Origin of the sequence: Neobacillus thermocopriae (genome assembly GCF_010975035.1) — a bacterium.
In the GTDB taxonomy this organism is placed as follows: Bacteria; Bacillota; Bacilli; order Bacillales; family Cytobacillaceae; genus Neobacillus; species Neobacillus thermocopriae.
The window spans coordinates 105,468-118,114 of record NZ_JAAIUV010000003.1 but is presented as its reverse complement, the minus strand read 5'-3'; the positions used below and the strand labels follow the sequence as shown (position 1 = coordinate 118,114).

12 protein-coding genes are annotated in these 12,647 nt (G+C 38.7%); 6 read left to right on the top strand and 6 right to left on the bottom strand.

All coding sequences use genetic code 11. The features are described from left to right. Nucleotides 1-2: 2 nt before the first annotated feature. Nucleotides 3-1,259 carry an ATP-binding protein gene (locus G4Z05_RS03140; RefSeq protein ID WP_163250428.1) on the top strand — a complete coding sequence of 419 codons (1,257 nt, stop codon included), beginning with the start codon at nt 3-5 and terminating at the stop codon, nt 1,257-1,259. Between the two features lie 116 nt (nt 1,260-1,375). Here G4Z05_RS03140 and G4Z05_RS03135 read toward each other — a convergent pair whose 3' ends face one another. Beyond that, nucleotides 1,376-3,565, bottom strand: coding sequence for an alpha-galactosidase (locus G4Z05_RS03135; protein ID WP_163250427.1), 2,190 nt, complete (start codon nt 3,563-3,565; stop codon nt 1,376-1,378). Nucleotides 3,566-3,873: 308 nt separating this feature from the next. Between G4Z05_RS03135 and G4Z05_RS16585 the strand changes: the two genes are divergently transcribed. After that, entirely contained in the window at nt 3,874-3,996 is a 123-nt protein-coding gene (locus G4Z05_RS16585; protein ID WP_276207620.1) for a hypothetical protein, read from the top strand. Between the two features lie 217 nt (nt 3,997-4,213). Here the strand turns inward: G4Z05_RS16585 and G4Z05_RS03130 are convergent, their stop codons facing one another. Then, the gene (locus tag G4Z05_RS03130) at nt 4,214-4,594 is read right to left on the bottom strand and encodes a TerB family tellurite resistance protein (RefSeq protein ID WP_163250426.1); all 381 of its coding nucleotides are present in this window, start codon (nt 4,592-4,594) and stop codon (nt 4,214-4,216) included. 414 nt (nt 4,595-5,008) lie between these two features. On the opposite strand from G4Z05_RS03130, the gene G4Z05_RS03125 reads away from it, so the two are divergent. The 4 genes from G4Z05_RS03125 (at nt 5,009) to G4Z05_RS03110 (ending at nt 8,983) form a co-directional block, all read left to right on the top strand. Next, nucleotides 5,009-5,599 carry a guanylate kinase gene (locus tag G4Z05_RS03125; protein WP_038539069.1) on the top strand — a complete coding sequence of 197 codons (591 nt, stop codon included), beginning with the start codon at nt 5,009-5,011 and terminating at the stop codon, nt 5,597-5,599. A 555-nt stretch (nt 5,600-6,154) separates the two neighbouring features. After that, nucleotides 6,155-6,340 carry a hypothetical protein gene (locus G4Z05_RS03120; protein ID WP_163250425.1) on the top strand — a complete coding sequence of 62 codons (186 nt, stop codon included), beginning with the start codon at nt 6,155-6,157 and terminating at the stop codon, nt 6,338-6,340. 248 nt (nt 6,341-6,588) lie between these two features. After that, on the top strand, nt 6,589-7,878 hold the full coding sequence (locus G4Z05_RS03115; RefSeq protein WP_038539065.1) for an NCS2 family permease: 1,290 nt from the start codon (nt 6,589-6,591) through the stop codon (nt 7,876-7,878). A gap of 118 nt (nt 7,879-7,996) precedes the next feature. Then, nucleotides 7,997-8,983, top strand: a complete 987-nt coding sequence (locus G4Z05_RS03110) for a Gfo/Idh/MocA family protein (protein WP_163250424.1) — start codon at nt 7,997-7,999, stop codon at nt 8,981-8,983. Nucleotides 8,984-9,129: 146 nt separating this feature from the next. On the opposite strand, the gene G4Z05_RS03105 is transcribed toward G4Z05_RS03110, so the two are convergent. From G4Z05_RS03105 to G4Z05_RS03090, 4 genes are all read right to left on the bottom strand, one after another. Continuing rightward, complete coding sequence (locus G4Z05_RS03105) at nt 9,130-9,912, bottom strand: hypothetical protein (protein WP_327989869.1); 783 nt, start codon at nt 9,910-9,912, stop codon at nt 9,130-9,132. 2 nt (nt 9,913-9,914) lie between these two features. Then, entirely contained in the window at nt 9,915-10,382 is a 468-nt protein-coding gene (locus G4Z05_RS03100; protein WP_163250423.1) for an SgcJ/EcaC family oxidoreductase, read from the bottom strand. Nucleotides 10,383-10,551: 169 nt separating this feature from the next. Beyond that, complete coding sequence (locus tag G4Z05_RS03095) at nt 10,552-11,082, bottom strand: NUDIX hydrolase (protein WP_163250422.1); 531 nt, start codon at nt 11,080-11,082, stop codon at nt 10,552-10,554. 151 nt (nt 11,083-11,233) lie between these two features. Further along, nucleotides 11,234-12,616 (bottom strand): L-cystine transporter, encoded by a 1,383-nt coding sequence (locus G4Z05_RS03090; RefSeq protein ID WP_163250421.1) that lies wholly within the window; start codon nt 12,614-12,616, stop codon nt 11,234-11,236. Nucleotides 12,617-12,647 lie beyond the last annotated feature (31 nt).

The following is a 12,647-nucleotide window of genomic DNA, read 5'->3' as shown; positions in this document are numbered from 1 at the left end:
TCTTGATAACGCTGATTAAACCATTATTAGTGAATATTACAATTCTATTTTCCTTTACCTTTAACGCGAATTTATTTTTTCCATTTCAGACGAAACATCACCTTTCACTGAAACAAAAGGTCATTTACGGACTGATTGGTGCCTTTGGCGGCCTGCTTTGCATGTTTTATCCGATAGAAACATTGGGAGATACTCGTTTTGATTTAAGAATGATTGCCATTTTTGTCATTACTTTATATACTGGTTGGCTCCCTGGAATGATCGTTTTAATAAGCACTTGTTTTATTCGTATTTTGATTAGTGGTCCATTTGTTGGAATTGGACTTACGATCAATATATTTGCCTTATTAACTGCCCTTTTATTTCGAAAAAAATTTTTACGATCATCTAATAAATATTTATTAGGAACCATTGCAATCCTTTGTTATATAAGTATTTACATCATACTCCTTTCATTTTCCGTACATTTTTTGCATTTTAACTTTTATATCATTTACTTTACCATTTCTTATTTCGTTTGTATGGCTCTTATATTTGTGATTGAAAAATTGATAAAAATTAATAAGCAATTTGAAGAAATGGTCTATCTTGATAAACTGACGATGATTGGTCAGTTGACAGCTTCCATTGCCCATGAAATTCGAAACCCGCTTACCACGGTAAGGGGATTTATTCAGTTTCTAAGCAAAGAAACAAAGGATGAACAGTTTAAACAATTTTCTTCCATCATCTTAGATGAACTCGATCGCACAAATAGCATCATTACGAATTATTTAATGATGACTAAGCCCGAACAATTTCGCTTAACAGACATACCACTACATGAAGTAATTGACAGCTGTGTTCAATTAATGCGTCCATATGCCTCATATACCAATGTATCGATCGAATGGGAAAAAAACGAGCCTATTTTTATTCGCGGGGATGTACATTCTTTAAAACAAGCGATCATGAATATTATCAAAAATGGTATTGAAGCGATTGAGGGACAAGGAATCATAAAAATAAATGTAAAGCCAGATTACTTTAAAAATAAAGTTCGATTGCGGATTAGTGACAATGGTAGAGGAATGTCACAGGAGCAGTTAAAACAAATCGGTTTGCCTTTTTATACGACAAAATCAAAGGGAACAGGACTTGGTAGCATGGTCACAAACAAAATCATTCGGGATATGAATGGTTCCATTGAATACGAAAGTGAACTTGGTCAAGGGACAAAAGTAACCATTGAATTTCCTTTACTTCATAGTGAAACATAGATATCCCACGTCGTTCTCTATAATAAAGTCCGTGAATGTCTATTCACGGACCTTTTCTTTCCCTTTCAACCAATCCAATCCTATGCGATTTCTTTCGTCTACATTCCTTTCCAATATTAATGAACAGCTTGTAAAAAAAACGTCTTTGAGAAAAAATCGGATTTGATTAACGGCATGGTTAATCCCATTTTCATCAATTCATCACCATAAAACTTTTTCTCCCCATGATTAATCCTGTATAACCATGATGGATTTAACCCGCGCAATGGTAGCCGAAAGAACGGTGGATTGGGGATAGCAAGAGTTTTGTAGTAGAAAACTACTGCACGTTCCTGATTCGATGCTACATACATCCAAGCTGTGTCTGTTCCTTCAAATGGGCTGAGGAGTCTGTACATATCACCATACCAGACAAGATCCTGGATTTGGTAGTAAAATTGCAGCTCCTCCATCACTGTCCTCTTATCTTCTTTCGTAAGTTTTTCCACATTCAATTCAAACCCCAAATTGGCAGCCATAGCAACATGACACCTCATTTTCATTGGTGTAACTCTACCTACCTGGTGATTAGGTACATCTGACACATGAGCGCCCATCGTTATAGCCGGATAGACCATGCTTGTTCCATATTGAATTTTCAGCCTTTCTACCGCATCTGTATTATCACTCGTCCATGTTTGTGGCATGTAATATAGCATCCCCGGATCGAACCGTCCTCCCCCGCCCGAGCAACTCTCAAACAAAATATGTGGAAATCGATTTGTTAATATTTCCAGAATCTGATACAAGTTCAACATATAACGATGGGCTGTTTCCTTTTGCCGTTCAGGAGGCAATACACCCGAACGTACTTCCGTCATATTTCGGTTCATATCCCATTTCACATATGATATCGGTGCACTTTCAAAGAGACTGGTAAGCGTCTCGACTAGCCAGTCGCATACCTCCTTGCGGGTTAAGTCCAAAATGAGTTGGTTTCGTGACAACGTCCTCTTTCTCCCTGGAACATGCAAACACCAATCCGGATGCTTGCGGTATAAATGACTGTCAGGAGATATCATTTCCGGCTCAACCCACAAACCAAATTGCATCCCCTTTTTTTGCATATACTCGGCAATTCCTTTTAAGCCATGGGGAAGTTTTTTCTGATCTACTTGCCAATCCCCTAGTGAGCTTTTGTCATTATCACGATTCCCGAACCATCCATCATCTAGAACAAACAGCTTGATTCCGAGTTCACTTGCTGCGTCCGCCATCTCTTTTATTTTTTTCTCGGAAAAGTGAAAACGAGTGGATTCCCAATTATTGAGTAAAACAGGACGGGGTTTGTCTCTGTGAATGCCGCGACATACCCGAGTCCGTAGGAGGGTATGAAAAGTTCGCGACATACCGCCAAGCCCTTTTGATGAATACACCATTAATGCCTCCGGGGTTTGAAACGTTTCACCCGGTTTTAAAAGCCAAATAAAATCAAATGGATTAATACCGATGGACAGCCTCGTAGTATCAAAAGGAGAGGCTTCAATGGAAGCTTGAAAATTTCCACTATAAACGAGACTAATTCCATACACATCTCCATACTCTTCAGTCGCATTTTTGGATAGTAAGGCAATAAACGGATTATGTTGGTGGCTACTAGCCCCCCTTGATGAGGAAATGGACTGTATCCCGCGATGGACGGGTTGTCGTTCGATATGCCGTTCCCTTGCCCATGTACCGTGTAGGTGCAGCCAATCCCAATTCGCATGGTGAAAATCAACAGACATGCTCATACAATGATGAATTTCCACTTCTTCGCTTCCAAGATGCTCAAATAAAGCCGATCTTGTGATCACATCTAGGTCGCGGTAAATCGTGTATTGAAGATGAAGTCCAATCCCCAACATCGAATCGACTAAGGTAAGAACAAGCGTATCTGCCTCTGTCGAATCTTCGACATAAGCTGCCGGCAATCCTTTTAGAGGTGGCTTTCCTTGAATAATCTTATGTGAATCATAAATAAATTCGGTAATCGTTGAACCATCCTTTGTACGAAGTTGATAGGCCGGAGTTCTGAAATCTCCATTTCCAAATGCAGGGTATTCTTGGGGAAGTGTATCCAAAGAAAAGGAGGGATCGGATGGTTCTGTCATTGGAGAGAAAGCCCTCTTTTTGTAGGATAAGATGGAAGCAGGCTGCAAGGAAGAAACCCGCCTCCCCCAATATAAATGAGCTGGATACTTCCCATGGACTAATTGAATGAAATAACTTACTCGATGATTATATAAATGAAAAACCTTGTCCTCTTCATTCCACTTGATTGGCACAATCATCCACTCCTCACATCATCCTCCTCTTCCTATCGTATTTTGCTTGAAGGGAAAAAATCACCCTTTATGAACACAAGTGAAACCTCATTTAGCCCATCCAGCTTCAATTCTTCGTCTTTCGCTCCTACTAATCTGATAAAGGTTCATCCCCCTCGCCCGAATAATTTTTTGTAGTCAAGCAATAAAGATTCAAAAATCGCATATTTATAACATATATATGAATATATTTATTGTTAGAAAGGGGGAGATTGCTATAGACATCTGTATTTCTTGCGGAATGGAGCTATCCATCATGGAGAGGAATCGTGCAGAATGCTGGGATTGCCGTGACTCAACAACAGAAGCCTATGCGGAGGATGAGTAAGGAATCATTTTATCGTAAAGGAATGGGTTTAGTCGTGTATTTGATTTTAAAAGAAAAATGGTAAAAAGAGACACCCGATAAATGGATCAGGTGTCTCTTATTTTTTGGTTTAGTGTCTGAACCCTTTTCCAACTTCAGTTCATGAGTACTGTCATATGATAGGAATTTTTTATCATATCGGTGGGATCTTTGGCTGCTGATTAGAGGTACGATTGGTGAATTTGTGTAGTAATGTTTGGTGAGAGTCAAAGCTTGTTTAACAAGAAAAGACAGGTCAACATTTATTTTCCCCATTCATTTGACAATTCTTTAATTTTATCAACCCAATCCTTAAAGCTTTGAAATTCCTTTTCGTCAAAACCGAAGTGCTTCTTAATCTGGCGAATACACATATTTTCCTGCTCATGTAAAATACCATCTGAAAAAACGAGTTGAAAGAGTTCTGTTAGAACAATGGTTTTGGCACGTTTTGTTTGAAAAGTATTTAGTATGTCCTCCATTGCCCATCCTTTTATTTGATAATTCTTCAAGTCCATTTCCTTTTTGTACTTTTCAAGAATGGAATTTTCATATACGGATAAATTCCCGTCGACACCGGCAATCAAAGCAGCCAATTCAATAAAAGCCACTCTCTCCTCCGGTAGAAGTTCTTCTAAGAACATGTCACCTAACTCCTTTATACTTTGTACTATGTTATACGAACAACATTTCAGTTCGTTTCATCTTGTTTTTTTGGCTGCTTGTATCGTGCCATTCCTTGCCAAATCTCATATATGATTGATGGCTCTTTAACAAGATCTATTCCAACGACTATCCACCTTCCATTCACCCTGTTTCATCATTTGTCCATTTCCGCTCTGCTCTTTCATTATTTCATTTAAACAACCTTTTTACGCAAAATCTTTCTCCTATGATTGCCCGAAAACCCATAATTAATCCCTAAATCTACTAAAATAATTGAAATATTTCTATTAATCAAATAGTTCTGGTATAATGATAGTAAACTCATTTTTTAATAGCTATTTATTGAAAATGAGGTTATTTTTTCCATCATCATAATAAAAGGAGGTTACTTAATGTACCAAATCAAAGGAAAAGAGAAAATATTTGTTTACACCGGGCCGGATGGGTCAGGAAGAAAAACCATCGCCAAAATGGTCGCTACTGCTTTTGACATGGAAACCATCATCTCATACACCACTCGCTCTCCCCGACACTATGAAAAAAATGGCGAAGACTACCACTTTGTAAGCGAAGAAACCTTCAAACAAATGGAAGCCCAACAAGAATTTCTTGAAAGCGTTGAAATAGACGGAATTTATTATGGAATCCGTGAACAGGATGTCGTCGAATCCTTTAAAAACCATGATCTTATTTATTTAACTTTAAACCCAGAAGGGGCAGAAAAATTAAAAGCCATGTACGGTGACCACGTTGTCCGCATTTTCGTTTATGCCGACCGCGATACAGTCGTCGAAAGACAAAGGATGCGTCAAGATAGCGAAGAAGACATCCAACGGCATTTGTCCCATTATGATGAGATTATGAGCTATAAAAATAACTGTGAACATGTATTTGAAAATTTTGATGCCCCTCAGGTAGCTTACCAAATTAGCGAATTAATTGAATCCTATTTAGATCGAGATCTCATTGTCACAGATTATTAATAACATGATCCAAGGGCCTAACCCCTATTTAGTTAATTTGTTATCATTGCGGGGATTTAGGTCCTAATTTTCTTGAATTTTCAAATGAGCTTCATCCGATCATATGTATCTACTATATTGATTGGACGACTATGCTCGATTCTATCAAAAGCGATTCACATTTTGTCAGCCAACTCCTCTATCTTTTTTCCCTACTCTACGAGTTGAAGCAAGCCTCATTCTCTTCCTCCCCATCCTAAAAACAAAAAAATCACACCACAAATGGTAGATCACTCAACATTCCTAAAACCCGCCATTAAATCCATCAACTCCTATTCGTTCCAAGAAAAGCTACCTTTTGGAATTTCAAAAAAATAATCAAAGAATAAGGACCTCCTCATTCTCCTCTTTAATAAAATGTATTAACAGCTTACCTTGATGATGACACGAAACGGTTTTTGCCTTAAGTGATTCTCTGCATAAGACTTGTCATAAGCAAATAAGATGAAATTAATCCCATTGTTTTCAACCCTACATGCGAATACGTCATTTCATTGAAATAAAGGAGGAGTGTCCATGACAATTTTTAATAAAATTGCTTTATTCTTTGTTGTGTTATACTCGGTATTTATCATCATAAACACGTATTTAGAAGAAACCGAACAGGTCAAATCTAACGTCATTTACTTTTTAATGAATGGTTTTGCTTATATGGTTTCAGCCTGGGAACTTGAGAAAGAAAAACAAATATTATCATCATAGCATTCTTTCACAAGAATGCTTTTTTCACATCCAAACTCGTCCTTCCCATACAGGAAAATCTAAACCCAATAACCTACCATTTACCAAAAAAGTAAATTCCACCAATCCTGAATACGTTCATACACTAGGTGCTAGGTCTTCTGTCTTGTCTAGATGATATGTTATAATATTCTCGGCATGAGTTGTATCGAAATACGATAAACTTGATGCGGGTGGGAGAGGGACACACGAGAAAGTGTGATAAAAAAATGAAGGGAGTTTTCAAGCTTAAGCAACATGAAACCAATTTGAAGAGGGAGGTTATCGCAGGGATTACGGCATTTTTCTCCATTGTCTACATTATTGCGGTCAATGGGAATATCCTTCAGGATGCGGGAATTCCGCTGGAAGCCGGAATCATTGCCACCGTTCTTTCTTCGCTCATAGGCTGCTTGCTAGTCGCCTTTATAGCCAATGCTCCATTAATCCTCGTTCCGGGTATGGGCATCAATGCCTTATTTACCTATACCATTGTCGGATCGCTCGGACTTAATTACATGGAAGCATTAGCTGCAGTTGTCATATCAGGAATCCTTTTTGTGATCGTGGCTTTTTCAAAATTGGCCACCGTTTTATTCAAGGCCATTCCCACATCATTAAAGGAATCGATTACTGTCGGGATCGGCTTATTCATTGCCTTTATCGGCTTGCAAAAAAGCGGAATTATCGTTGGAAACCCAACGAACTTTGTAGCTCTGGGCAATCTGTCGTCCCCAGTGGTACTGGCTTCGATCATTAACCTGATTTTGACGTTATTTTTATTTTTAAAGAAAGTACCGGGGAATTTCTTAATCAGCATTATTGTAGGTACCATTATCTCTTACTTTTTCGGGCTGGTTCATTTCCCAAAAGAAGGTACAGCATTTCTTTCCTTTTCGGACTATAAGAATGTCTTATTTAGTGCCGACTTTGGAAAAATGGCCACCATTCCATTTTGGAGTGCCACTTTTTCACTGGTGTTAGTACTTGTGTTTGAAAATATTGGGCTGCTGCATTCCCAAGTGAATGGTATGCTTCAAGCACCTGAAAAGAACGGCAAGTCACTTAAAGCCGTTTCCCTTTCCACGATCGTTTGTGGATTGCTAGGCACAAGTCCTTCGGTATCAACGGTTGAAACAGCGGCAGGCATTACAGCAGGCGGAAGAACAGGAGTAACCTCTTGTGTAACAGGGTTTCTCATCTTATCCTCTCTATTCTTTATGCCATTTATTAAAATGGTACCGAATACGGCTATCGCTCCCATCCTCATTATTATTGGGGGATTAATGTTAACGAATATCGTCCATATTGATTTTACCGATTTCACGGAAGCCTTTCCGGCCTTTCTTGTGATCATTATGATTCCGTTAACCTACAGCATTGTCGATGGAATCGCATTCGGATTCATTGCTTACCCGCTGGTAAAACTTTTTACTAACAAGCAAAAACAGCTTTCTTTATCCATCTATATCGTTTCCATTCTGTTCTTGACCAACTTTCTACTTCACGCGATTGGTTAACAGAATGTTTAATACAAAAGCAGAATGTTGTTGACATTCTGCTTTTTATTGTCTTTATTTGGCATACATAGAAAAATCCATTATGATAAAAGGAGTTTAATGATAGGAGTGCTTTGAAATGAAAATTGCAACCATCGGAACAGGATTCATTGTTGACACTTTTCTTTCTGCAGTTGAAAAAATAGACGACGTCCAGTGCGTGGCAATGTATTCCCGAAAAAGGGAGACCGCCAAGCCACTGGCAGAAAAATATCACATCCACACCATTTATACTGATTTAAAGGAGTTGCTTAAAGATCCTGCGATCGAGTTCATTTATGTGGCATCTCCTAACAGCCTACACTATGAACACACTCGCCTTGCCTTAGAGCATGACAAACATGTCATTTGCGAAAAACCATTCACTTCTACTGTAGAAGAAATGGAGAAGTTGATGGCGCTGGCAAAGGAAAAACAATTAATGCTGTTTGAAGCCATTACAACGATCCACATGCCAAACTATCAATTAATTCGAGAACATCTAGACAAGCTCGGACCAATCAAATTGATCCAGTGTAACTATAGCCAATATTCGAGCAGATACAATGCACTTCTTGCCGGTGAAACGCCAAATGTATTCAATCCTAAATTTTCCGGCGGTGCCCTTGTAGACATCAACATCTATAATCTACATTTTGTGATGAATTTGTTTGGAACACCGGATTCCATTCGTTACACCGCCAATAAACATCCAAATGGAATTGATACTTCCGGGGTTTTAGTTCTAAAATATCCGGACTTTATTGCCGAATGTGTAGGAGCAAAAGATACACAAAGTCTCAATTTTGCGATCATTCAAGGCGAAAAAGGCTATATTCATGTAAAAAATGGTGCACACCCGTGCGAATCCATTATTTTACATACAGAGGATACAGAAGTTACCCTTAACAACCAGACAACCACTAATCGACTTTATTATGAACTACTAGCATTTAATGAGATGTTCAAAAATAGGGACTTTGACCGCTGCTATGAGCTGCTTGACTACAGCCATTCAGTGATCCGCATGCTGGTCGAGGCGAGAAAAGATGCCGGAATCGTCTTCGAGGCCGACCATAAAAAATGAACCACAACGATGAAAAGCCTGTATGGTTGATGACAAAGTCATCATTCATACAGGCTTTTTTATAAACCTATTTCTTCTTCCACTAACGCTCCCGATTGTAAAGAAAACATATTGAGCTAATATGTCCTGGATTATTTCTACAAAAACTAGTGCTGCATCATTTCAGGGAAGAGTATGGAAAGTATAATAAATGCCATCTCTCCCACTATAAATACGATCGTCCAGATGATTGCCTTACGTGAAGGGGGCGGGCCATCAAGCAATACTTTGACACCCAACGGGACTAACGCTATGCAAAGGCCAAGTAATATGAAGGTGGACTCGAACCTTGTTCCTTTAAGGGTGCCTAAAGGAAGGAAAAACATGGAACTTAGTGCAATGGAGCGAATGATTCCCAATATACCGGAACGATAGGCACCTATTGCCAATAGTATCCAGCCAGCCATCATCCAACCATTGAAATAACAAACGATGTGGAAGGCTTGGTATGAGTCGCTTACAGCCTTTGTTGCGAGTTCCAGGTTTTGTACCTTTACAAGTTGGAAAGCCATATGATCGATTCCACCATGAAAAACGCGGCCAATAAGACCTAGGATTGTAAACATTCCACCCCATGCTGCCAAAATGGGGTGTTTCAAACCAATGAATCTCACTAAGGTAATAATCCCCGGCCAAAAGAAAAGGCACCCCAGCACAAAACAACTATAAGCCGAAGTGATCAGCATGGGATGCTCAGCATAGGCTTCTAACTGCGCATCAAAAAAATAATGAAATGGTATCCTAAGGAGGGCTGCTACCAGTAATAAAAGTGGTCCAATGATTAAGGAGAGTCCTCCCATCCAACGCCCAGGAAACCAATAAGTAGTATTTTTACTTTTTTCGGATGGATTTTCTTGTATTTTATTTTTGTCCTTCATACATATTTTCACAGTTATTTACTACTCCTTAATACGGCTCTAAGCTCTTCTGTCATTTGTTCCACTAATTCAGGTGTACCGTGAAACTGAGCAGGAGTATTTTGAAATAATTGAATACGCCAAGTTTCTTCTTTTTTTACCAATATAAGAGTATGGTGCGTATTTACCTGCGGGTTAATGTCATTTGATTGAGGTGGTACCATACCAGCAATAGCTCGTAATAACGCTATGTCCGAATTAAAAAATTTTACACTTTTTACTTTGCTAACAAATTGAGCAGTTTGATGGTGCTCAAAGATAGGGTTAAGATGCGAAAATATTTCCTCCCTTCCGATTGATTGGCTACCATCAAAACCAATGCTTTCACCATCTTCAGTAAATAGGTCTGACATTCCTCGAGCATCTTGATTATTCCAAGCCTCTAATAATTGTTCATAAACGGCTTGTACTTCTTTAGAAGCATTACTTTCCCTATTATTCACTACTCCTTTATCCTTTCATATTTACTACATATTCTAATATAAAATAAGAGTAAGGATAATCCTTAATAGACATCCTTACTCCCTTATTCCATATATCTAAATAATTCATCGACCTTTCTATAATAGCAATTGTTCCCTTTATCTATTTTACAGCTATCCTTTTCCATCATTAGTCTGTGGCAAACTTATATCTCAGTATCGCTGCCAGCCCTGCCCCATGTCGAAAATCACCAGTCATGACCATTTCTTTCAGTGTTTTCATACTGATTTTATGTACTTCAATTTGCTCACTATTTTCCAATTGTTGTTTTGTTTTTGTTAACCCTGCAGCGGCAAACAAAAAAATTTCCTCACTAGTCGAACCTGGGGACGGATAAAAGCTACCAAGTTCCATCCAATGTTCTGCTTGATAACCGGTTTCTTCTTCTAATTCCCGTTTGGCCGCTGTCAGTGGAGACAAATCTGATTCACTGTCAATCATACCAGCAGGTAACTCCCATTCCCAGCTTTTTAATGAATGGCGATATTGCTTTAAACATAAGATTTTATGGTCATTCGTAATAGGAAGAATGCAAACACCTTTAGCAAAATCAATATAAGAAAACGTTGTAATATCTCCATTAGGCAATGTTACTTCATCCGTTATAATGTCAAAACGATCTACCTGCTTTTTCGTTGAATGATTCATTTTCCACTCCATCACACTTCACCTCACTCGTTTATTTTACCATGTAATGTATGGATGATGTCTTGAGGTATTTTTTAATAGAAAGTTAGGAAGCTTCAATGTGGGAGGAGGATGAAAAAAGGCTGCCGAACGAATCGACAGCCTCCATTCACACGAATCTATTTCATGCTTCCACGACATTTGGTCTCTGGTAAACTTCTTTTTCAAACTCGCCCGTTGCCTTACTTGTTAACACACCGGCCGTCATCGCACCGCTGACATTTAGAGCGGTACGACCCATATCAATTAAAGGTTCAACGGAAATCAATAGACCGACAATGGCCACTGGTAAATTCATCACCGATAAAACGATTAACGCTGCAAATGTTGCCCCACCGCCGACACCAGCGACACCAAATGAACTAATGGTAACCACCAGAATCAATGTTAAAATAAACGTTGGGCTAAATGGATCAATTCCTGCTGCTGGCGCAACCATGACCGCAAGCATGGCAGGATAAACACCTGCACATCCATTTTGTCCGATGGTAAGGCCGAAAGACCCTGCAAAGTTGGCAATTCCTTCTGAAACACCGAAATCTTTTGTCTGTGTTTTAATGGTCATTGGTAATGTTCCCGCACTCGAACGTGAACTAAAAGCAAACGTTAACGTTGGTAATCCCTTTTTCACATAGTTAACCGGGCTTAGCTTAGCAAATGATAATAGTAATAAATGGACAATAAACACGAGAATTAACGCCACATAGGAAGCGACAACAAACGTACCTAATTTGACAATAGCATCATAATCACTTGTTGCTGCCACTTTTGTAATAATCGCCAAAATTCCATATGGTGTTAATCTCAAAATAAGCGTAACCACACGCATGATAATCGCGTATAAAGAATCAATAATTTTTGCAAATAACGCAGCATTTTCAGGATCCTTACGTTTAACACCAAGGTAAGCAACCCCAATAAATGCTGCAAAAATAACCACGGCAATCGTGGAAGTCGAACGTGCCCCTGTTAAATCTAGGAATGGATTTCCTGGAATAAATTCAATAATTTGTTGTGGAAGCGTCATGTTTTCAACCGTAGTGACACGCTCTACTAAAGCCTCATTTCTCGCCTTTTCCGCTTCTCCTTCTGTTAATTGAATACCATCAAGACCAAATCCTAAAGCAGAACCAATCCCAATGGCAGCAGAAATGGCTGTTGTTCCTAATAAAATCCCAATGACTAAAATACTGATTTTACCAATATTTTTCGTCAATTTAAGCCTTGTAAAGGCACCGACAATGGAGATGAATACGAGTGGCATAACCACCATTTGTAACAATTTCACATAACCAGTGCCGACTATATTAAACCAATCGATCGTTCCAATCGTTACTTCATGTTGGGCTCCGTAAATGAGATGAATCATAAAACCAAAAACAATTCCTAATCCCAATCCGGTAAAAACACGTTTGGAGAAAGAAAGATGCTTCTTTTGCATGATGAATAAACCAAACATTAGCAACAAAAGCACGGCCACATTTACGGCAATTAATATATTATTCATTGTATACCCCCCTATTAATCTTTCAAAAGTT

Bases quoted from the DNA above. Each gene is read 5' to 3' on its own strand.
- G4Z05_RS03130 (WP_163250426.1), bottom strand. From the start codon at position 4,594: ATGTTCTTAGAAGAACTTCTACCGGAGGAGAGAGTGGCTTTTATTGAA.
- G4Z05_RS03125 (WP_038539069.1), top strand. From the start codon at position 5,009: ATGTACCAAATCAAAGGAAAAGAGAAAATATTTGTTTACACCGGGCCG.
- G4Z05_RS03120 (WP_163250425.1), top strand. From the start codon at position 6,155: ATGACAATTTTTAATAAAATTGCTTTATTCTTTGTTGTGTTATACTCG.
- G4Z05_RS03115 (WP_038539065.1), top strand. From the start codon at position 6,589: ATGAAGGGAGTTTTCAAGCTTAAGCAACATGAAACCAATTTGAAGAGG.
- G4Z05_RS03110 (WP_163250424.1), top strand. From the start codon at position 7,997: ATGAAAATTGCAACCATCGGAACAGGATTCATTGTTGACACTTTTCTT.
- G4Z05_RS03095 (WP_163250422.1), bottom strand. From the start codon at position 11,082: ATGGAGTGGAAAATGAATCATTCAACGAAAAAGCAGGTAGATCGTTTT.
- G4Z05_RS03090 (WP_163250421.1), bottom strand. From the start codon at position 12,616: ATGAATAATATATTAATTGCCGTAAATGTGGCCGTGCTTTTGTTGCTA.